The following is a 21,459-nucleotide window of genomic DNA, read 5'->3' as shown; positions in this document are numbered from 1 at the left end:
CCGATTTACAAAGGGGGAAGAAACGATGGGCCGACGCTTTATTATCGAGTCCGTCCTGGTTGCCATATATGGACAACTGCTGGTGCCCGGGCGTCCGGTAGAGTATATTCTGCCTTACTCCACCGTTGCCGAGTTGTACGAGTTGAAGGACAGCCCGGAGCCGGTTATGCCCGATCCGCAGGAGGACGCGCATGTAAAAGAGATGATCGGAGAGCTGATCACTTTTTTCGAGGATCCGCTGAACAAGAAAAAAATCGAACGGGCCTTGACCGTTCCGTGGCGTAAAAGCCCGCCGATCCTCGTGAACGATATGGTATCCTTCACGGTTATTAATTCCGTGGACAACGCTCATTACGGGGAATCGTTCGATCCGGTGGAAACCGAACTGATTTTGACCGCCTTGCACGAAAAGGTGCCTATGTTGACCGATCAGGTCGAGCTGGTGGAAAAAATCATTCAGGCGGAAATTCCGGTGCAGATTTACGATGTGGACGATTTCGAGTTTGCGGTGGAAGAGGGCATACCCGCGGACGACGATTTCAAAAATTTGCTGTAAGGTGTCCCGCTCAGGGTACGCATTTACGCGAAAGACCGCCGAAAGGCGGTTTTTTCGTTTAGGTTTAGTATGGAAACAACTGTGGACTCCTGCAGGCTCACGGGCATATTGCACATTTTCACACCGTGCCGTAGGATAGAGAGTAGACGATTTTCGAGTTGGATCGTTACAAAATCGCACCTGGATTCGACATCGAAGACCTTATCGCAAGGAGGACAAGACTATGTACAAAGCATTAACGATTGCGGGTTCCGATACCAGCGGAGGAGCCGGCATTCAAGCCGACCTGAAAACATTCCAGGAGCGCGGCGTATACGGAATGACCGCCCTGACCACGATTGTCACGATGGACCCGCACAACGGCTGGGCCCATCAGGTTTTCCCGATTTCCACCGAGGTGCTTGCGCCGCAGTTGGAGACGGTTCTTCACGGTGTCGGCGTGGATGCCATGAAAACAGGCATGCTCGGTTCGGTTGAAATCATCGAACTCGTAGGCCGTACCATCGACCGGGAGAACGTCGGAAATGTCGTGATCGACCCGGTTATGGTCTGCAAAGGCAACGACGAGGCGCTTCATCCCGAGACGACCGTCAGCCTGCGCGACGTCCTGGTGCCGCGTTCCACGATCGTGACGCCGAACCTGTTCGAAGCGGCCCAGCTTAGCGGACACGCTCCACTGCGCACCGTGGAAGATATGAAGGAAGCGGCTGCGGCGATCAAGAAGCTCGGCGCCAAATATGTGCTCGTTAAAGGCGGCGGAAAGCTTCAGCACGACAAAGCGGTTGACGTTCTGTACGACGGCGAAACGTTCGAGCTGCTGGAGTCCGATCGCATCGAAACGACGAATACGCACGGCGCAGGCTGCACGTATTCGGCGGCGATTACGGCGGAGCTGGCCAAAGGCAAATCCGTGAGAGAAGCCGTTCACACGGCAAAAGCTTTCATCACCGAAGCGATCCGTCATTCGTTCCCGCTCAACCAGTACGTAGGCCCGACGCTTCATTCGGCGTACCGTGTGTACGGCGGCGGAAACTGAGGAGTTTTTCATCGTTAAGGCCTCACTTGCATCGAACAAAAACCCGCATGCGGAGAAAATCTCCGTAGGCGGGTTTTTGCGCGTTTACTGGGTCAGGGCCTTACTTGCAGTTGTCCGTACCGCCGTTTCCGGCGTTTTGCGCCGCTTCCCGGAACATATCCCGGAGCGTGTCCCGGTATTTCCGGTCGTCGTACTTCTCGTCTTTCGGCGGTTCCGGCACGATTTCCGGCTCCGGTTCGGGACGGAGTCCGCGGCGAAGCGCGTCGCGGTAGTCCATGTCCGAATGGACGCCGCCGTCTTCACCCGCTGATCCGGACCTTGCGGCCGGGGCAGCGGGAGTTGCCGCCGTCATTTCGGCGGCATGCGGAGCGGGAACGCCCGATGGCGCGCGATCCGCTGCCGGGGCGCTACTGGCTGCGTGCGCAGGGGCGGACGGCGCCGGGCGTACCGCCGGCGTTTCGTCCGCCCGAAGGCTGGCTGCACCGTTCGAGCCTTCCGCGTGCAGCGGTTCGGAGCTGCGCTTCCGGTCCGCGAACGGGTGCAGCTGCAGCCGCGGCGTTTCCCCGGCGGAAGCGGCCACGCTTTCCGCAGCGCTGCTTCCTGCGGCGTCCGCCGAGGCAAGCGCTCCGGCTGCGGACGGCTCGGCCGCTTCATGCGGCTGCTCCGCCGGCAGCGACGCCTCGGCACGCCGAGTCTGCGCTGCCGGACGGATGCTGCTGCCGCGCAGCGACGCTTTGCGGCCGTGCGTGTGGCCCGCGTGCCGCTGGCTGCGCGGAGGCAGCTCCGGCTCGGCTTCCGGCTGCGCGAGCGGAGGGAAGGCTTCCTCGGCCGCAGGGGCGAAGCGTGCTTCCTCCTGCTCTACAGGAGCAGGAGCGGCAGCCGTGCCCGGACGTGCAGGGATGGTATCCGGCTCCCGGGAAGAAGCGCTCGGAACGGTTAGTTCCGGTGTGCGCTGTTCTTCCAGGCTATCGGGATGCGTGCCGGCACGGGGCGTGTCCGTAAGGTCAGGAGCGGGAGCGGCTGCAGGTGCAGCGGCTCCTGTTCCGACATTTGCAGAAGGAACTTCTCCATGCGGCTCGGCGGTTTCGGGAGCGTGTCCGTCCGTTAAGTTGTTGACCCGGCTACCGGAAGCTGGCTCCTCGGCCGGTTTCTCCGGCTGCTGGCTTTGTGCCGACTTGCGGAACAACTTCAGGTTAACCGGGATGAGCACCAGAAGGCCGATGACCACAATGGCCAGAAAATAAAATAAGTCCAACGGGTATCATCCTTTCCTTAACGCTTTAGGCTAGCTTTTGGGCGATATCGGCAACCCGTTTGCCCAGGGCGCGTCCCAGAGCCAGATCCGATTCGGTCGGCAGGTTGGGGGGAGCATCCTTGGACGCCTCGACCGGACAAGTGATGCCGACGCCGTAATAGGAGCCGTAAAGCACATTTTCCGGTACGTTGCTCGGCAGGCCGACGATGATCATGCCGTTGTGGAGCATCGGTGTAATCAAGTTCCAAAGCGTCATTTCAATGCCGCCGTGGACAGTGGCCGTTGTGCAGAACGCGGCGCCGACTTTCCCGATGAGCTCGCCTTTGGCCCACATGTAGCCGAGCTTGTCGATCCAGCTCTTCAGCCCGGAGCTGATCGTGCCGAAATGGCCCGGACAGCCCCAGATGATCGCATCCACGTCTTCCAGGTCGCTTATGCGAGCCTCGTTAACGTGATGGAGCAGAACCTCCGCCTCCGGATGAGCGGCTGCGCCTTCCGCGATGGAGCGGGCGAGGGCTTCCGTATGGCCGCTTTCACTGTCGTAAACTACGTAAATTTTCATAATAGACTTCCTTTCCTGACAGGGTCAAATGAGAAAGCGCGGATGTTACACCCGCGCTGTTTGTCCTCTCGAATCCGTCAATTCAATCGGTTCTGCCGGCTTCTCGGCCAATTTTTTCTTGGCGGATTTGCCGTGAGCGACGCGGCGGAAGAAGAAGGAGACAACCAATGCGACAATCGTAAGTCCTGTTGCGACGACGAAGGCGTCATTGATACCTTGAATCGTCGATTGCTTCGTAACGAGCCCGTACAGCACCTGGCTGGCATACGCTTTGCCTGCCGCAAGGGACTGGCCCATCTGCTGGGCGAATGCTGCACCCATGCTGTCCAGCCCGGACGGATTGTAGTTCGGGTTGGATAAAGACAGGTCGTTGGCATATTGTCCGACATGATAGGTTGTGCGATTTGTCATGATGGTAACCAGAATCGCCGTACCAATGGAAGAGGCAATCTGGCGCGCCGTATTAGAAGCCGCCGTGCCGTGGCTCGCCAGCTCTCTGGGCAGTTGGTTGAGTCCGGTCGTCATGATCGTCATCGCAATGAACGACATGCCGAACATACGGATCGTGTACAGCCACATCAGGGTCGAATAGGTCGTATCCGCATTAAGATGAGCGAATTGCCAAGTTGTGACGGCCGTAATGGTAAGGCCGATAAAGGCCAGCGGCTTGATGCCGAACCGGTCGAACAAAGCGCCTGAAATAGGCGACATGACCCCCATCAGGAGTGCGCCGGGCAGCATAAGCAGACCTGCTTCGATCGGGCTGTACCCGCGGATGTTCTGGACATAGATCGGAACGAGGATAGAAGCTCCGAACATGGCCATGTTCACGATACAGCTGACGACGGTACTGAGAGAAAACATGTTGTACTTGAAAACCCGCAAATTCAGAAGCGGGTTTTTGGCGGTCAGCTCGCGAACGATGAACAGGGCGATAAAGACGACGCCGATGACGATGGTAGAGACGACCGGAGCGGAACCCCAGCCCTTGCTGCCGGCTTCACTGATGCCGTACAGGAGCGAGCCGAAGCCGATCGTCGACGTAACGAATCCGAGGAAGTCGAATACGGGCTTCGTTACTTTCGTGACGTTTTTCAGCACAAAGAAAGCAAAAATAATATCGACGATGGCAATCGGCATGGCGACGTAGAACAGGATTCTCCACGTCCAGTGCTCGATAATCCAGCCCGACAGAGTAGGGCCGACAGCCGGAGCAAAGAACATGGCGATCCCGATCATACCCATGGCACGTCCCCTTACTTGAGGGGGGTAGATGTTCAGAATAACGGTCATCATGAGCGGCATAATAATACCGGCGCCCGCGCCCTGTACGATACGGCCGATCATCATAATGGTGAAGTTCGGCGCCATGCCGCATATCAAACTGCCGACGGTGAAGGAAATCATCGCGGAGATGAACAGCTGCCGGGTCGTAAACGTACCGATCAGGAATGCGGAAACCGGAATAATGATCCCGTTAATCAGCATGTAACCGGTGGACAGCCATTGAATGGTGTCCGCAGACGCGTTGAAATCATTCATCAAATGGGGCAGGGCCACATTGAGAAGCGTCTGATTAAGAATGGTGACGAAGGCACCCAGAATTAAAACGAGAAGCACCGTACCACGATGCTTCGTCATGTCTTCTTCGGGTTCTTTCTCCTTATAGACAACTAATGCTTTTGTTTCAGACATTCCTTAATCGCTCCTTACTTATGGATGCGGACCTCGGCGCTCATACCGGGTACGAGTGCAACCCCTTGATTATCGGTCAGCATGATTTTAACCGGGACAACTTGAGTGACTTTCGTGTAGTTCGCGTTGCTGTTGCTTTGCGGAAGCATGGAGAACGTGCCGGCAGTAGCCTGGCCGATCTGATTCACGGTTCCGGTCAGCGTATTGTTCGGGAAAGCATCGACATAGATATCGACGGTCTGGCCGACTTTCACGTTTTTGAGCTGTGTTTCTTCAATGTTGGCATTTACGAAAAGGCTGCCCATGTTGTAGGCATAACCGAGCGGTGTGCCGGGAGCTACGGTTTCATTGTCATAAGCGCTTGTCTGTACGACAGTGCCGTCGGCAGGCATAGACACGTTCACGGCGGTAGTTCCTTGAGCTCCGGCCGTTTGAACGGTACCGATCACGTCGCCGGCTTTAAACACTTGGCCGACTTTCCCTTTCCAATCCTCAAGCTTGCCTGTGGCGGGAGCGGTAATCAGCATTTGCTGGCCGGCGATCTGCGCATTTTCGGTTTTGATATAAGTGGTCGACTGATTATAGAAATAATAGCCGGTAACAGCGGCGACAATTAAAACAATAATGACAACTACGTTGGTGATAACGATTCTGGTGTAACCCATCTTACTTTATTCCTCCTTGGCGTTTAGCCGATCTAAAATTTTTTGGTGCGTGTCCAGCATGCTTTGAATCTCCTGAGGCGGGACTTCCAAGATCCGTACAAGCTGTTTATATAGATGCGAATCTTCATTCATTGACAGCCTTACCTTCTCCGTACCTCTATCGGTCAAGTTTAATTTGACGTTCCGGCGGTCTTCGTCGCTGCGGATCCGATTCACAAGTCCCATCCCGACCAATTGTTCGATGGCGACACTGACCGAGCTGTTCGTCTGCTGCATACGCTCGGCGAGCTCCGTCACATTGGTGTCGGGACAATTTTGCAGGAGCCGAAGAATCGTGAACTGCACATGGGATAACCCCATCGCTTCCGCATTCGTGCGAAGGATACGCTTGATCGTCTGACTAACTTCACGAAAAGAAGTATAGATGGGGTAAAGCGGGCTCTCCATGCTTTCGCCTCCTATCGTTGCACTGTTTAATGATTCACAAGTGAAACATTCGATAGTAAATATTATGCTACGGAACAAATAACATGTCAAACAAATCAAAACGGAAGATTCTCCACATTTATCCAATCGCACCGAGGCCGCTTCCGGGCCAAAAAAGAAAGAAGGCCGACGCCCTTGGAGGGCGCTGCCTTCTTGTACAGGTGCTTTGCAGGATATCCCGGCTCCTGTTACCTTAACGAACCTTTATTTGCGGACGGGAAGCAGCTTCACATATTCATCGGATAGCTGCATCAGGTCCATGATGTAGTCGTAATCTTTGCGGTACTGGCTGATATCGGCCACGGGCTTGTGCGTTTTGAGCGAGACCGCGGTCCCGTCGTCGAAGCCTTCGCCCGGCACGAATAGAACATCGTTGTTGACGAAGGAGCCGGTCGGCAGGTAGTACCGGATTCCGGAAACGTTCTTCGTCACGTTGAGCAAATCGTGCCCGAACGGCACAATTCCCGTTTCTTCCAGCCGGATACCGAGCAAATTGGCTACGGTCGGCATAATATCCAGCTGGCCGCCGGCCGTTTCGATCTGCTTGCCTTCCTGCTGGGAAGGGGCGTGGATAATGAGCGGGATATTGTAGCGGGAAATTTGCTCATGGTAGTCGATTCCGAGCGCCTCGCTGACCATCTTCGGATCGTTATCCTGCGGTTGCAGGCCGAAGTGGTCCCCGTACATTACGAGAATGGTATTATCCCACATGCCGTTCTCTTTGAGCTGATTGATCAGGGTTCCGATCGCATAGTCCGTGTAATGGACAGCTTCCAGATAGTCACCGAGCTGCTTGCCCTTGATGTTCTCCGGCAGATCCAGCGTCTGTTTATCCGCGGGTATTTTGAACGGATGGTGACTGGAGGCCGAAATAAACTGGGCGTAGAACGGCTGATTTTCATTCTTCAGCTCAACGAGCCGTTTCATGCCGGTCCGGTACAGTTCTTCGTCCGATGCGCCGAAGGCATTGAAGTTATCGTTCGTAAAGGACGGTTTGTCGAAATACTGTTTAAATCCGAGTGCGGGATACATCTTGTCCCGGTCCCAAAATTTGACGTCATTCACGTGAAACGTATTCGTTTCGTATTGGAGGGCGTTGAGCGCTCTCGGCAGACCGGGTAGCTCGCGGTTGTTGAAGCCGCTGGACATGGCCACGGTTGCTGTCGGGTAAATGGACGTATTGGAAATAAACTCGGCGTCCGAGGTGTTGCCCTGCCCGACCTGCTGGAAGAAGTTATTGAAATAGAAGCTGGACTTGAGCAGCTCATTCATATTCGGCGTGATGGCCTGGCCGTTCACTTCAAGATTGATCGGGAAGTTCTGGAACGCTTCCAGCTGGACCACGATCACGTTTTTCCCTTTTTCCGTGCCGAAATAATTAGGCGCCGCACCTTGCGCCAATGGGGCGCTGCGAGGGAAGGAGGCTTCCAGCTCCGTCAGATTTTGTTTCACCTCGGAAATGTCCGCGTAATTGGTTCGGTTGGCACGGAGTCCGTCAAACAAAGAAACGGCCTGATAAGCGAAGAAACCGAGTTCTTCTCCTTTTTTCAGTTCGTTTTTCGTGCCGGAAGCGGCCGCTATGGAACTGGAGGTCAGCAAAACGCTCACGATCAATAGAGCATAAGTAACCGGCGACGGAAGCCGGAAAGGAACGTAGTTTCTTTTCGGTTTTTTACGCACGACGAGTTTGAACAGCAGTACGATGAGAATATCCGCGAAGAACAAGAGGTCCTCCGGTCTCATAATCGAACGTACGGATGAAGAAACTTGTCCCACTTGATGCAGCTGCTTTAACGTTGTGTAGATAGGGACTGTTCCAAAATTGTGAAAGTAAATAGCGGATGCGAGCAATGCCAAACTGACTAAGATGTTGAAAATCCAAAAAAGTGCTGTTTTTAAACGCCCGGGCCGGAACAGCTCGATTAGACAGGCTGCTACCACCACATCGAAGGCGTCTATTAAAATTTTGTCCAGGGTCAGTTTGTCATAGACCAAGATCCGGAACAGTGCCATCTTGGCAAGCAGCAGCACGATCGTCCAAACAAACATGCTTTTATACCATTCTTTCCATCGAATGCTCATGCAATAGGCTCCTTTCCTTTCGATCTATTCTTTATACAAGAAAAATATTAAGGAATTATGAACGAGTCCCTTTTCATGTCAACCCAAATCGTGGATATAAGACTTTAATTGATGCAATACCCATTTATATTGAAAAAGTCTATTTATTAACAAAGAACCGATAACCCCCATATTCTTCTGGACTATTGTACCCCAAAAAGGGAGATTGACCAATTATTTTGTCTGAAAATGTCGGTAAATGTCTAAAAAAGGAAGTTTATTTAGAATATATTTCCTGGGAAACGGCACAATAAAGCGCATAAGGATGGTGATTTCCATGTGCAAACAATATTCGCTGACGGCCGACTTAACCGAGATTCAGAACCGGTTCCAAGTGGACAAGATAGCGGTTCCGTACAAAGCCCGGTATAACATCTCGCCCAGACAGCATGTGCCTGTAATCGTTTCCGTAAACGGGGAGCTTGTGTTGGATGAATACCGGTGGGGGTTCGTTCCTTTTTGGGCAAGAGATGCGGTTAATGCGGACGGGATGTCGGTTCACCAGGACCCTGCTTACCGTAAAATTTTTATGCGCCAGCGCTGTATCGTTCCGTGCTCGGGCTTTTATTACTGGAAGACGGAAGGGAAGAAAAGCTTTCCCGTTCGCGTGGTGCCCCGGAGTCGTGAAGTTTTCGGCATCGCCGGTTTGTATGATGTATGGAGCGACCCGAGAGGGAAGGAGCTTCGGACCTGTACGCTGCTGATGACGGAATCGAACTCGCTGATCACTTCCTTCCATAACCAGATGCCGGTTATTTTGAATCAGCATTCGACCGGAGAATGGATGTCGCAGGGGGCGATGGATACCGACCGGCTGATCCCGCTGCTCAAGCCTTTTCCGGCCGAAGCGATGGAAGCCTATCCCGTCACGCCCGCCATTTCCAACCTGGAGCTGGACGAATCGCATTGTATAGAAGAGATGAATTTAAAAGTTGCCTGGATCAAAGAGTGACAGGTGAGCGGCAAGGGAGAAGGAAGGATTGTTCCGAGAATGAATGAGGGTTCCGTAAAAAAGAGGAGGCTTGTCCTTGAGGACAAGCCTCCTCAAGTCTAGGCGGGGGAAGGCTCCGGTTTGGGCCGGGGCTCTTCATCCGTGGACGGATGGATGGCGAATAAAGCGAGAAGAGCTGCCAGAAGGCAGGCCGCACCGAGTACATAGAACAGAATAGTCGGATATTTGGACAGCAGAACGGACACGACGGGAGGACCGACCGCAACGCCGATGAACCGCATGGAACTGTAGAAAGAAGAGATCGTGCCCCTCTGGGCTTTGTCGATTCCCGCGGTAATGAAAGCGTCCAGACAGGGAAGAGCGAGCCCGATTCCGATTCCGAGCAGGGAAAGCATCGTTAGCAGGCCGTACAGCAAGTTGAAGAAAAGGCAGCCCAGAGTCGCGCCCAAAGCAAGCAGGCTGCCGGCAAAGGTCAGCCATTTCATCCGTTTCTTATGCTGACCGATGATTTTGCCGGTAATAAAAGACGTCAGGCAGAGCAGGGTCAGCGGGATCGCCAGAACGCAGCCTTTCAGAATGCCGTGCAGATTGTATTTCTCTTCGAGCAGCTCCGACAAATAAAAAAGAGCCCCGAAAAGCAAAAACATACAGATGCAGCCGATGGCGAAAATCGCGTACAGCCACCTTCCCTTCCTGGAAAAGATCCATTTCAGATCTTTGAGAAAAACCGGGAGCGAGATCGGCGCTCCGTCGGTGTTATCGGATTCTTTGGCGGAATCCGTTTGCGGCTTTCTGTTTTTTTCTGCCGCTTTGCTTCCCGTGTTCGCGCGCTTCTGGTCTGAGCCGGCTTCCTTGCCGCCGCTTTTCTCCGGTTTTTTGACGAGAAAGAGGACCATCAGGACGGAAATCAGACAGAAAACGGGAATGGCCATAAAAGGCAGGAACCAGACCAGGGCGGCAAGCGCGGACCCGAGAATGGGGCTCAGCACTTTGCCTCCCGTGTTGGCCGTTTCTATAACGCCCAGGCCGCTGCTGACGTCGCTTTCCTCCGTAAACATGTCTCCGACGAGAGGCATGGCGACAGGAGCCGCGCCGGCGGCTCCAATACCCTGCAGCAGACGGCCGAGCAGGATGATCATATAAGGATTAGGCATAAACCAGGCTGCAAATCCGCAGACGGCGCCGCCGATGCCGGCGATAATCAGACTGGGAATGATAACGATTTTACGGCCGTACCGGTCCGACAGGAACCCGGCGACCGGAATAAGTATTATCGCTGCAATCGAATAGACCGTAATCAGCAGGCTGACCTGAAACGAGGTCACGTGGAGCTTTTCACGGATCAAAGGCAGAATCGGAATGAGCATGGAGTTTCCAAGAGTCATGATCAGCGGGATGGATGCCACAGAAATGAGATCCCATTTTTTTTTCGCCTCCATAAGGCGGATTCACTCTCCTCGGTCAGAATTCCTCAGAATCTCCGGTGATCCGGTCGCCAAAAGCTAGGAATACTTTGTGCAGATGAGAGGAATTTTATCCTGCCGGCCGGAGGCGTCTCTCGCGGCTTCCTGAACGGATGAGAGCGGACGACGCTTCAGCCCGCGGAAAGCAGACGAAGGAGCTGCCGGTTCAGCTGCACGGGATGCCGGGGGAATGCCGCGAGCCGGAAATCCCTCGTCAGCTCGTCAGCCTGCACCGGTTCCGGCCGGTCGGTCAGACCCGACAGGTAGGCGAGGACGCCGAGCAGTGTCTGGGCGGGGATTCCCGCGCGGCGGATGGCGGACACGGACAAGGAGCCGTGCCGCTTGGACAAGCGCTGGCCGTCGGGCCCGTAGAGCAGCGGGACGTGCGTGTAGCGCGGCGGCTCGTACCCCAGGGCGCGCAGCAGCATCAGCTGGCGCGGGGTGGAGTCGAGCAGATCCCAGCCGCGCAGGACGTCGGTGATGCCCATGGCGGCATCATCGACGGCGGCGGCAAGCTGGTAGGCCACGATGCCGTCCGCCCGCTGCACGACGAAGTCCCCTCCGGCCCCGCCGGGGAAAACCTGCGCTCCCGCGGCCAGATCGCGGAAAGCGATGTCTTCCGCAGGCATCGCGAAGCGGAGCGCGGGCACTTTGTCCGCCGCGCGAGCTTGACGCTCGGCCTCCGTCAGGAAGCGGCACGTGCCGGGATAGGATGGTCCTTCGGAGGAGAGGCCGTGAGGAGCGCTGGAGATGGCGTGAAGCTCGGCCCTGCTGCAGTAGCAGGGATACAGATGCCCGCGCTCCCGCAGCGTCCGGAGCGCCTCCTCGTAGAGGCGCCCTCTGGCGCTCTGCTCGTAAGGCCCGAAGGGACCGCCCGGGCCAGGGCCCTCGTCCCAGTGGAGGCCGAGCCACCGCAGGTCTTCGGTGATTTGTTCGGCCAGCTCGGGCCGGCAGCGGGGCTTGTCGATGTCCTCCATCCGCAGGACGAACGTACCGCCCGCCGCCCGGGTTTGCAGCCAGGCGAGCAGGGCGGTACGGGCGTTGCCGATATGAAGTTCGCCGGACGGAGTAGGGGCGAAGCGCCCCCGTACTAGGGTTGAGCTCATTGTGGTTACGCCCCTTTCATACGAGATATCTATGAAGATACTCCTTTAAGCGGCATCGTTCAACCTTTCGAGAATGCGGCGTTTCCGGTACAGCATTTTGCCGGCTTCGGCGACGTCCCGTATCGTACCCCGGTTAAAATACGCTCCGAACAGCATACCGGCGATGGGAATCATCTGAAACAGCTTTTTCCAGCCGAAATTATCTCGGTATGTGGTGACGACTTCCCGCCAGCCTTGAAGCTGGGAGACGGACTGCCGGCCTTCCGCATCGTAAACGGACAATTTTTCCAGGATGGCTTTCTTTCCCACGATATCGGAGGACGAAAACTGTAGACAGTTGATAATAAAGATACGTTCCTTCTTGTCATTGGGGTCATAACCGTAGCAGACGGCAATCTCCTGGAGCACTTTCAGGGAAAGGCCCAGGAGGGCGGGAATATCGATCGCCAGCGTAAAAATGCCGCCGAAGCCCGTGGTTGCTCCTTGCACGGTTGCGAGCGCGGATCTGGATTCGGCCAGGGAATCCGCGGCCCGATCCATGATAGCAAGCGGAAGAAGCGCGGCTTCCCGGATGGACGGGACGTCTTGGCGGGCCTCTTTTTCCTCCGCCGTATGTTTGGAAAGATGGTCGAGCATGCCTTTCTCCGAAACGAGATATTTTCCGCCGGTTTGAATGTAGCTTCCGATTTCATCGATAAGTTGTCCGATGCGGTTCTGCAGAAAGCGCGGGGTAACCTTGTCCAGCAGGGCGAAGGGAAGACGGCCGAGCTTTTCCCAGAAAAAAATATCTTTCTGCTCTTGTTCCCATTTGTCGATTTCTTTGAGCTGTAGGAGAAGTTCGTCCTTTGTTTCCGTCGGGTGCATGGCCAGACCTCCAGGTGTAATTTCGTGTTTTTCAGTAATACGCGCAAAAGAAGAAAACCGGTTCAGAAAAGGGGAAATCCGTTTCCGTTCATTTACCTTTTTTAGTCGGGAACGATTTGGTAGACTGGGGAAACGAAAACAAGCACCCAGTACCGACGGAAGATGAGGAAACGAACATGAGATTCAGAGATTTTCACCCCAATGTAAAAATTCGGATAACGATGCACTTTGTGACGGGGATCCTAAGCGGTATGGTTCTGCCGTTCATGGCGGTTTACTTCGCCAAAACGCTCGGAACGACGACCGCCGGATTAGCGGTCATGGGCAACATTATCGCGGGAGTCGCCGCGACGTTTATCGGCGGATATTACGCGGACCGCATCGGACGCAAGAAGCTGATGCTGATCAGCGAGCTTGTCTGTACCGCGGCTTACGCGGTGATGGCGGCCGCGAATTCGCCCTGGTACCAGTCGCCGTACTTGACCCTGGCGATGAGCCTTGTCATCGGAGCGGGCTGGGGACTGAGCAAGCCCGCCGCGGACGCTATGCTGATCGACGTGACCGAGCCCGGCGCCCGTAAATTTATGTACCGCATTACCTACTGGCTGAATAACTTGTCGATCTCGATCGCGGGCATTATCGGGGCGTTTCTGTTCAGCTCGTACTTGTTCGAACTGCTGCTCGGGGTATCGGCGGTTACGTTTATCTCTTACCTCGTTACCCTGATCTGGTTGTCTGAAACGCTCCAGCCGGCGGTTAGGCACGCAGAGCAGGAAGACGTCCCGAAAACCGGCGGACCTTTTCATATTCTGAAAAGCTATGGAGAGGTATTCCGGGACCGGACATTTATGGTTTACGTCCTGGCCAGCCTCCTCCTGGTTTCGGTGGAGTTTAATTTGACCGAGTACATTGGAATCCGCCTGGAGAGGGACATTCACGGAGCCGTTCTGCTGCCGGGCATGACGAGTTTGAACGGTCTTGAGCTTCTGGGCATTCTGAGGACCGAGAATACGTTGGCCATCGTTGTCCTATCGCTTTTTACCGGTTATCTGCTCAAAAAATACGGAGGCACCCGCACGATGTTCGTCGGCCTCTTCCTGAACATTGCGGGCTACAGCTACCTGGCCATGGGCAATCACCCTTGGGCTCTCCTTGTCCTGATGCTGATCGCCACCTTCGGCGAACTGATCTATGTTCCGATTAAGCAGGCGTTCCTCGTGAACATCGTTCCGGACCATGCGCGCAGTTCGTATATGGCGGTCAACGGAATGCTGTACAGCGGCGCCCATTTCATCTGCGCCATCAATGTCGTGATCGGCGGGTTCCTGCCCGCGTGGGGAATGGCCCTGGTGCTCTTCGCGACAGGCCTGACGGGCCTGCTGCTTCTGGGCTCCATCCTTCCGAAGCTTGCGTCTACCCCCAATACGGCCGCCAAAAGCAAAGTCGCCTCCGCACTTTGAGAGGGAGAAGATGAAAGAGAGCGGCTGGATTTAGAAGGAATGAAAACATGAAGACGAATAAAATCCTGAAACAGATCAGCTACATGTAAAGCTGCAGAAAGCGTTGTGCGGAGTGTTCCGCACGGCGCTTTTTTAAATTTTTTTCCAGTGGTCGAGCTTTGTCGAAGCAAATCGGCGGAGAGCGCAGCATAAGTTACCTATAGCGGAAAGGAGGGATACGGGATGCCTTTTATAAACAGATACTCGACCACCACCAACGGAGCCATCACGTTTACGGGCAATACGCTCGGCCTCAGCAAACAGAATAACGCAAACGCGCCGGGAACGGCCCGCTCCATCGGCACGTTCACTACGGTCAATACAAGTCTGCAGGACGGCACCTACCCGCTCGGGACCACGTCCGATTACCGGCTGAATTCTTCTTCGGCCATCCTCGTCCTGCCTTCCCAGAGCACCGTGTTGTATGCGGAGCTGATTTGGGGAGGGAGTTACAACCTGGGCGGGGAGAACGTGAGCAGCGCGCTCAATAATACGGTTTCGCTCACGAACAGCGCCGGTGTTTTTACGGTTGCGCCCGATACGGCTACGGCGAGCGTGAATACATCCCGCTTCTTTTATGTAAGGTCCGCCAATGTGACGAGTCTTGTCCAGGCGGGCGGAGGCGGGACCTATACGGTCGGTAAAGTTCCGGGTACGCAGGGAGACAGTGAGAACAGCACCAATCATGCGGGCTGGACGCTCGCCGTCATTTATCAGAATGCGACGCTTCCCTCGCGGAACATGACCATTTTCGTCGGCAATGAAATGATGGACACCCCTTCAAGCACGAACTCGGCCGTCGTAAGCGGATTTTCCACCCCGACAAGCGGTCCGCTCAGCGGGAGGCTGCTCGTCAGCGCCCAGGAAGGGGATTCTCCGCTTACGGGCGACCAGATGCAGTTCGGGCCGACGGCCGCCGATCTTGCGCCGGTCTACGGGCCGAACAATCCCGTGAGCAACTTTTTTTGCTCGCAGATCAATAACGACAGCGGCCTGCTAGACACGACCGGGACGTTCGGGGACCGGAATCATCCTACGGGTTCCGTCATATCCGGCGGCCGTCAGGGATGGGACATCACGAATGTGGACGTATCGTCCAAACTGATTCATTCGCAGACGTCCGCCAACATCCGGGGAACAACGTCCGGCGACGTGTATCTGATCAATGCGTTTGCCCTTCAGGTGAACATCAATGCTCCGGTCATTAGCGTAACGAAGGAATCCAGCAAGACGACCTCTTACATTAATGAGGCAATCACGTACAAAGTTACGATCTCGAACTCCGGCAGCGCCACGGCCAATACGCTTACGCTCACGGACCAGCAGCCGGAGGGCACGGCTTTTATTGCGGGAAGCGTGACTGTCAACGGCACGGCTCAAGCCTCGGCAAATCCCTGCACGGGAATTTCCCTAGGAGAATTGGCGAACAGCCAGTCGATCGTCGTCGAATTTCAAAGCCGGGTCACGTCGCGTCCAGCCTCCCCGGCGCAGTCCGCCGATCAGGCGACGGTCACTTACCAGTTCCAGAGTGTAACCGGAGGGACGGTTTTCAACGGTACGGCCGCCTCTTCCGTTGTGACCGCAGCGGCCGGGAATTACCCGCCGGCCGCTTCCAACGTAACGGGCACAATCGCCGAGGATACGTCCTTTACGGGACAAATTCCGGCCTCGGATCCCGAATCTGCGGTTTTGTCTTATACAGTCGCAAGCCCGCCCGCACACGGGACGGTTACGCTTAACGCCAACGGCTCGTTTACGTACGTGCCGAATCTGAATTTCAACGGGACGGATTCTTTCTCCGTTGCGGTCAGCGACGGCAGCGGAGGGACGGAAAACTCGCTAGTCACCATCTGGGTCACACCGGTGAACGACCCCCCGGCTGCCCAAAATCTATCGTTCACTACGCTGGAGGATACGTCGCTGAGCGGAAAAGTAACGGCGACCGAGGTGGACGGCGATTCGCTGACGTTCAGTCTGGCCGTTTCCCCCGCGCACGGGACGGTTGTATTCGGTCCGACAGGGGTGTTCACGTATACGCCCAGCCCGAATTACAACGGGACCGACGGTTTCACCTATTCGGTCAGCGACGGAAACGGAGGCACTGCCACGGCTTCCGTAACCATTACGGTTACGCCGGTGAATGATCCTCCGGTCACCTCCAATGTGAATTTGACGACGGCGGAGGATACGCCTGTCACCGGTGCCGTTCCCGGGACGGACGTGGACGGAGACAGTCTGACGTATACGCTGGCGGCTCCCGTTACGAACGGAAGCGTCACGCTGAACGCGGACGGAACGTTCGTGTATGCGCCCGGTCTTCATTTTAACGGTACGGACTCTTTTGCCGTCAGGGTAAGCGACGGGAAAGGCGGTACGGCCGTTTCCAACGTCACGATTACGGTGACGGCCGTCAACGACCCGCCGGTCGCCTCGGGAGGAAGTGTCGTCACGCCGAAAGACACTCCGGTCAGCGGAAAAATTAACGCAAGCGATGTGGACGACGACGCGCTGACCTATGCGCTGGGCACCGCGCCGCTCAACGGTACGGTCGTGCTGGCAGCGGACGGGAGCTATACGTACACGCCTGCGCGCGATTATAACGGGACGGAATCCTTCACCGTTACCGTCAGCGACGGAAACGGCGGAACCGATTCCGCGGCGGTGACGGTAACGGTGACTCCGGTCAACGACCCGCCCGTGCCGGAATCGCTGACGCTGACGACGCCGGAAGATACGGCGGTTAGCGGTCAGGTCACGGCTTCGGATGTCGCGCTGACGACCGCGGAGGATACGCCGGTAAGCGGTCTGGTGGCCGCAACGGATGCGGACGGTGATTCGTTGACCTACACGTTGAGGGCACCTGCATCGAACGGCACCGTCTCCTTGAATCCCGACGGAACGTTTACTTATGTTCCGGCGCTTAATTTCAACGGAAACGACTCGTTCGCCGTCAAGGTAAGTGACGGCCGAGGAGGGACGGCCGTTTCCAATGTGAACTTGACAGTGACTCCGGTGAACGATCCGCCCGTGCCGAAATCGCTGACGCTGACTACGCCAGAAGATACGGCGGTCAGCGGAGCGGTTGTCGCGACGGATCCCGACGGTGATGTCCTCGCTTTCACCGTGGAAGCCGCCGCGGGACACGGCACCGTTACGCTGAATCCGGACGGGACGTTTGTATATGCCCCCGGATCGGACTTTAACGGGACCGATTCTTTTGTAATCGGCGTGAGCGACGGAAACGGCGGGCATGCTTTATCGAGCGTAACCGTTACGGTTACGCCTGTGAACGACCTACCCGCTGCCGCGGACTTTGCGGATGTGACGCCGGAAGATATACCTGTAACGGATCAGGTTAAGGCGACAGACCCGGACGGCGATCCGCTGACGTCTGCCATCGGCCCCCGGCTTGCAAACGGAACGGCGGTCATTACCGCAGCCGGCACGTACACGTATACGCCGAATCCGAATTTTAACGGCACCGACAGCTCTACCGTGACTGTTGACGACGGGAACGGCGGAACGGATACCGCTACCGTGACGATTACCGTCACGCCGGTGAACGATTCGCCCGTGACGGCGGATCTGAATCTGACGACCCCGGAAGACACCCCGCTGGCGGGAGCGGTAACGGCTGCAGATCCGAACGGGGATGCGCTCCAATTTGTACTGGGCACGAGTCCGGTAAACGGCAGCGTGACGGTTGCGGCCGACGGAACGTTCACGTATATTCCCGCTCCGGATTTTAACGGAACGGACAGCTTCACCGTCGTCGTGAATGACGGGCACGGGGGCTCGGCCATTTCGAATGTGATGGTTACGGTCACCCCGGTTAACGATCCTCCGGTCGCGCCAAATAAAGCTGTTTTCACACTGGAGGACACCTCTGTCCAAGGGCGCGTCGAGGCGACACATGCGGACGGGGACGCGCTTACGTTCGCTTTGGGAACGCCTCCCTTAAACGGGACGGCGATAGTGGGAACGGACGGAGCCTATACCTACACCCCGGCGCTTAATTTTAACGGAACGGACAGCTTTACGGTGACCGTCAGCGACGGCAGTGGAGGAACCGCCGAAGCGCAGGTAACGGTGCAGGTGGCTCCCGTAAATGACGCGCCTGTTACGACGGACGTGAGTCTGACGACACCGGAGGATACCCCCGCCGGCGGAACCGTGACGGCAACGGACGTGGACGGAGACACGTTGACGTATACACTGGCGGCTCCTCCGTCGAACGGCACCGCGGTTGTGAATGCGGACGGCACATTCTTGTATACACCGTTCCCCGATTTTAACGGGACCGATACGTTTGCCGTACAGGTGAGGGACGGGAACGGAGGGACCGCCATCTCCGTGGTGACCGTGACGGTCACGCCGGTGAATGATCCGCCCGTTGCGGCAGACATCATACTGGTAACTCCGGAAGATACACCCGTGAACGGGCAAGTGTCGGCCACCGATGCGGACGGGGACACGTTGACGTTCGCGCTGGGTACGCCGTCTGCTAACGGGACGGCATCGGTTACTGCGGCCGGAGCCTTCACGTATACGCCCGCAGCGGACTTTAACGGAACGGATACGTTTGCTGTCATCGTCGGCGACAGCAACGGAGGAACGGCGGAAGCCTCTGTTACTGTTACGGTTACGCCCGTGAACGATGCCCCGGTCACGACGGATTTGGCGCTGACGACGCCGGAAGATACACCGCTTACCGGCGCGGTGACCGCAACGGATGCGGACGGGGATGCCCTTACTTTTCTACTCGGGACCGTTCCGACAAATGGAACTGCAGCCGTTTTACAAGACGGCACGTTTACGTACACGCCCGCATCCGATTTTAACGGATTGGACAGTTTCGCGATTGTAGCCAACGACGGCAACGGCGGGTCGGCAATTTCCAATGTGACCGTTACAGTGACTCCGGTGAACGATCCGCCCGTAACGAGTGATGTATCGGACCGCACGGAGGATATGCCGACCGACGGCCAGATTACCGCTGTCGATCCGGACGGAGCCCCGTTGACATACAGTCTTGCGGGTCCTCCGGTCAGCGGCACGGCCGTCGTTAATCCGGAAGGTTCCTATACGTATACACCCGATACCAATTTCAATGGAACGGACAGTTTAACGGTCCTCGTCAGTGACGGCAACGGAGGAACGGATACCGCCTTGGTGACGATAGAGGTGACTCCGGTCAACGATCCGCCTCGGGTCCGCAATGTATCCCAATCCACATTCGTGAATCAGACGGTTAGCGGTACGATCGATGCGGCCGATAGCGACAGTGATGTCCTGACCTACTCGCTGGACACCCCTCCCGCAAACGGTACGGCGACGGCAGGACCTGGAAATACGTACACGTATGTGCCGAATCCAACCTTTACGGGAACCGATTCTTTCCAAGTCAGAGTCACCGACGAGTCGGGCGCTTCAGCGACGGCGGCAATTACCGTCGAAGTGTCGCCGGTTTTCACGGGTTCATCCGTCGAAACCACTTTAAAGACGCTGCAAAATACTTCTCTTACCAGCAGGGTCCCGCTCGTACCGGAAGTTTCAGCGGTCTATCAGTTGAGCATACCGCCTTCAAACAGTTCGGTAACGGTAAATGCCGATGGAAGCTTTGCGTATGTCCCTAATCAAAACTTCACGGGCAGCGATTCGTTTGTCCTCACGGAGGCAGGCACTTTGCAGACGGTTCTGGTTAAAGTTGTCGTCCTGCCGGTGAACCAAGCTCCGCTCGTCGGGAATGTCCAAAGCTCAACGACAAGGAATGTGCCGGTTTCAGGAACGATTACGGCGACCGATCCGGAAGGGCAAGCGCTCTTTTATAACCTGAATACCCTGCCTCTTAACGGGACGGCATCGGTCCGTACGGACGGGACGTTCACCTATACGCCCAGCCGCAACTTCACGGGGACGGATTCCTTTACGGTCGCCGTAACGGACGCGGGTGGAGCTGTCAGCATAGCGCTGATTACCGTGAATACCGTATTCACAAATTTGCCGCCCGTTGCCGAGAATGCTTCTTATTCGACACCGGAGGATACGGCGGTTTACGGGAAGCTGTCCGCTGCCGATCTGGATTCGGACCTCATCGCTTTTACGGTCAAAAGGCCGCCTGCACACGGTACTGCCGAGCTTGAGCTGGTCGGAAGCTTCCGCTATACGCCTTATTCGGGCTTCGCGGGGAACGATGTTTTTGAAGTGGAAGTGACGGATTCTTACGGGGCCTCCAGCGTTCTGGAAGTGACCGTAACGATACTGCCCGTCACCGAGCAGCCGGTAGCCGGCAATATTGAACTCGCTACCCGTGAAGGGGAGCCGGTAACCGGACGGATTCCCGCCGCGGATCCGGAAGGAGGGCAGCTTCTCTTTGAACTGCAGGGTTCACCTTCATACGGAACGGTCGTGATCTATCCGGACGGAACGTTCACCTATACGCCGTTTGCGGGATTCGCGGGAACGGATGTGTTTACGGCGGCGGTCACGAGCCTGCGTACCGGTGAAAAAACGCTGGCGGCGGTCAGGATTACCGTCAATCCGTCGAAAGCTTTGCCGCCGTCCAACCGCCCTCCCGCGGTATCGGACCAGGAGTTCGCCACGTATGCGGACACTCCGCTCGACGGGCAAATACAGGCGGCCGATCCCGGTAACGGTCCGCTGCGGTTCGAACTTCTGCTGCCGCCGGAGTCGGGAAAAGTCAGCGTCGGGGCGGGTGGCAGATTTATTTACTTGCCGGATCCGGGCTTCACGGGAAGCGACCGGTGTACGATCCTTATTCGTGACGGCAGGGGCGGCGTTTCTATAGCGCTGGTTGTTATAACGGTCGAAAGGAAGGATGGCGGAGGCGGTAACGGAGAACCCGTCCCCGATACACTGACGGCACGAAGCGAGACCCTTATGACTCCGGTGAATACGGCGATTCAGGGCAGAGTGCGGGCGTTGAGCAGGCTGGGGCTGCCGCTGACCTATTCGTTGAAACGATCCGCCGGATCCGGAAAATCCACGGTAAGCGCGGACGGGATTTGGATCTACGCTCCTGGCTCGAACTTTACGGGAATGGATTTCTTCACGATTGAGGCCGCCAACTTCCGCGGGGACCGTAGCGAAGCCGTTATTACTGTTAATGTGGAACCGCTGGTCAAGGAATAGAGAAGGAGGGGGCCGCGTGCAAGGTGTTCATTCCAAGGGGACGATAG

At 56.3% G+C, this 21,459-nt stretch carries 14 protein-coding genes; 5 read left to right on the top strand and 9 right to left on the bottom strand.

All coding sequences use genetic code 11. The annotated features are described in order from the left end of the window. Nucleotides 1-25: 25 nt before the first annotated feature. Both AC2TF6_RS16760 and pdxK read left to right on the top strand, forming a co-directional pair. Nucleotides 26-556: an ADP-heptose synthase gene (locus tag AC2TF6_RS16760; protein WP_491307728.1), complete on the top strand. Its 531-nt coding sequence runs from the start codon at nucleotides 26-28 to the stop codon at nucleotides 554-556. A gap of 223 nt (nucleotides 557-779) precedes the next feature. Continuing rightward, nucleotides 780-1,592 carry a pyridoxine/pyridoxal/pyridoxamine kinase gene (pdxK, locus tag AC2TF6_RS16755; RefSeq protein ID WP_491307727.1) on the top strand — a complete coding sequence of 271 codons (813 nt, stop codon included), beginning with the start codon at nucleotides 780-782 and terminating at the stop codon, nucleotides 1,590-1,592. A 100-nt stretch (nucleotides 1,593-1,692) separates the two neighbouring features. Here pdxK and AC2TF6_RS16750 read toward each other — a convergent pair whose 3' ends face one another. From AC2TF6_RS16750 to AC2TF6_RS16725, 6 genes are all read right to left on the bottom strand, one after another. Beyond that, nucleotides 1,693-2,847 carry a hypothetical protein gene (locus AC2TF6_RS16750; RefSeq protein ID WP_491307726.1) on the bottom strand — a complete coding sequence of 385 codons (1,155 nt, stop codon included), beginning with the start codon at nucleotides 2,845-2,847 and terminating at the stop codon, nucleotides 1,693-1,695. A 25-nt stretch (nucleotides 2,848-2,872) separates the two neighbouring features. Further along, entirely contained in the window at nucleotides 2,873-3,409 is a 537-nt protein-coding gene (locus AC2TF6_RS16745; RefSeq protein WP_009672476.1) for an NAD(P)H-dependent oxidoreductase, read from the bottom strand. Between the two features lie 45 nt (nucleotides 3,410-3,454). Next, complete coding sequence (locus tag AC2TF6_RS16740) at nucleotides 3,455-5,104, bottom strand: DHA2 family efflux MFS transporter permease subunit (protein ID WP_491307725.1); 1,650 nt, start codon at nucleotides 5,102-5,104, stop codon at nucleotides 3,455-3,457. Between the two features lie 14 nt (nucleotides 5,105-5,118). Further along, a complete protein-coding gene (locus AC2TF6_RS16735) occupies nucleotides 5,119-5,769 on the bottom strand; it encodes a beta-barrel domain-containing protein (protein WP_009672433.1) in 651 nt (216 codons plus the stop codon). A gap of 6 nt (nucleotides 5,770-5,775) precedes the next feature. Continuing rightward, the gene (locus AC2TF6_RS16730; protein WP_491307724.1) at nucleotides 5,776-6,216 is read right to left on the bottom strand and encodes a MarR family winged helix-turn-helix transcriptional regulator; all 441 of its coding nucleotides are present in this window, start codon (nucleotides 6,214-6,216) and stop codon (nucleotides 5,776-5,778) included. Nucleotides 6,217-6,459: 243 nt separating this feature from the next. Then, nucleotides 6,460-8,337, bottom strand: coding sequence for an LTA synthase family protein (locus AC2TF6_RS16725; protein ID WP_491307723.1), 1,878 nt, complete (start codon nucleotides 8,335-8,337; stop codon nucleotides 6,460-6,462). A 316-nt stretch (nucleotides 8,338-8,653) separates the two neighbouring features. Between AC2TF6_RS16725 and AC2TF6_RS16720 the strand changes: the two genes are divergently transcribed. Then, entirely contained in the window at nucleotides 8,654-9,328 is a 675-nt protein-coding gene (locus AC2TF6_RS16720; protein WP_491307722.1) for an SOS response-associated peptidase, read from the top strand. 98 nt (nucleotides 9,329-9,426) lie between these two features. Here the strand turns inward: AC2TF6_RS16720 and AC2TF6_RS16715 are convergent, their stop codons facing one another. The 3 genes from AC2TF6_RS16715 to AC2TF6_RS16705 all read right to left on the bottom strand — a co-directional run bounded on the left by AC2TF6_RS16715 (nucleotide 9,427) and on the right by AC2TF6_RS16705 (nucleotide 12,761). After that, nucleotides 9,427-10,767, bottom strand: coding sequence for an MFS transporter (locus AC2TF6_RS16715; RefSeq protein ID WP_491307721.1), 1,341 nt, complete (start codon nucleotides 10,765-10,767; stop codon nucleotides 9,427-9,429). 155 nt (nucleotides 10,768-10,922) lie between these two features. Continuing rightward, a complete protein-coding gene (gene gluQRS / locus AC2TF6_RS16710; RefSeq protein WP_491307720.1) occupies nucleotides 10,923-11,897 on the bottom strand; it encodes a tRNA glutamyl-Q(34) synthetase GluQRS in 975 nt (324 codons plus the stop codon). A gap of 45 nt (nucleotides 11,898-11,942) precedes the next feature. Beyond that, nucleotides 11,943-12,761, bottom strand: a complete 819-nt coding sequence (locus tag AC2TF6_RS16705) for an EcsC family protein (RefSeq protein ID WP_491307719.1) — start codon at nucleotides 12,759-12,761, stop codon at nucleotides 11,943-11,945. A 176-nt stretch (nucleotides 12,762-12,937) separates the two neighbouring features. Here AC2TF6_RS16705 and AC2TF6_RS16700 point away from each other — a divergent pair, with 176 nt between their 5' ends. Together AC2TF6_RS16700 and AC2TF6_RS16695 are read left to right on the top strand one after the other, a co-directional pair. Continuing rightward, nucleotides 12,938-14,221, top strand: a complete 1,284-nt coding sequence (locus tag AC2TF6_RS16700) for an MFS transporter (protein ID WP_491307718.1) — start codon at nucleotides 12,938-12,940, stop codon at nucleotides 14,219-14,221. Nucleotides 14,222-14,443: 222 nt separating this feature from the next. Then, nucleotides 14,444-21,412, top strand: coding sequence for an Ig-like domain-containing protein (locus AC2TF6_RS16695; protein ID WP_491307717.1), 6,969 nt, complete (start codon nucleotides 14,444-14,446; stop codon nucleotides 21,410-21,412). Nucleotides 21,413-21,459 lie beyond the last annotated feature (47 nt).

The sequence above is a fragment of the Paenibacillus sp. JNUCC 35 genome (assembly GCF_058269095.1).
The sequence above is the reverse complement of the archived record's forward strand: the minus strand, read 5'-3'. Positions and strand labels throughout refer to the sequence as shown.

Bases quoted from the DNA above. Each gene is read 5' to 3' on its own strand.
- AC2TF6_RS16725 (WP_491307723.1), bottom strand. From the start codon at position 8,337: ATGAGCATTCGATGGAAAGAATGGTATAAAAGCATGTTTGTTTGGACG.
- AC2TF6_RS16705 (WP_491307719.1), bottom strand. From the start codon at position 12,761: ATGCACCCGACGGAAACAAAGGACGAACTTCTCCTACAGCTCAAAGAA.
- AC2TF6_RS16740 (WP_491307725.1), bottom strand. From the start codon at position 5,104: ATGTCTGAAACAAAAGCATTAGTTGTCTATAAGGAGAAAGAACCCGAA.
- AC2TF6_RS16700 (WP_491307718.1), top strand. From the start codon at position 12,938: ATGAGATTCAGAGATTTTCACCCCAATGTAAAAATTCGGATAACGATG.
- AC2TF6_RS16715 (WP_491307721.1), bottom strand. From the start codon at position 10,767: ATGGAGGCGAAAAAAAAATGGGATCTCATTTCTGTGGCATCCATCCCG.
- gluQRS (WP_491307720.1), bottom strand. From the start codon at position 11,897: ATGAGCTCAACCCTAGTACGGGGGCGCTTCGCCCCTACTCCGTCCGGC.
- AC2TF6_RS16735 (WP_009672433.1), bottom strand. From the start codon at position 5,769: ATGGGTTACACCAGAATCGTTATCACCAACGTAGTTGTCATTATTGTT.
- AC2TF6_RS16730 (WP_491307724.1), bottom strand. From the start codon at position 6,216: ATGGAGAGCCCGCTTTACCCCATCTATACTTCTTTTCGTGAAGTTAGT.
- pdxK (WP_491307727.1), top strand. From the start codon at position 780: ATGTACAAAGCATTAACGATTGCGGGTTCCGATACCAGCGGAGGAGCC.
- AC2TF6_RS16720 (WP_491307722.1), top strand. From the start codon at position 8,654: ATGTGCAAACAATATTCGCTGACGGCCGACTTAACCGAGATTCAGAAC.
- AC2TF6_RS16760 (WP_491307728.1), top strand. From the start codon at position 26: ATGGGCCGACGCTTTATTATCGAGTCCGTCCTGGTTGCCATATATGGA.
- AC2TF6_RS16695 (WP_491307717.1), top strand. From the start codon at position 14,444: ATGCCTTTTATAAACAGATACTCGACCACCACCAACGGAGCCATCACG.
- AC2TF6_RS16745 (WP_009672476.1), bottom strand. From the start codon at position 3,409: ATGAAAATTTACGTAGTTTACGACAGTGAAAGCGGCCATACGGAAGCC.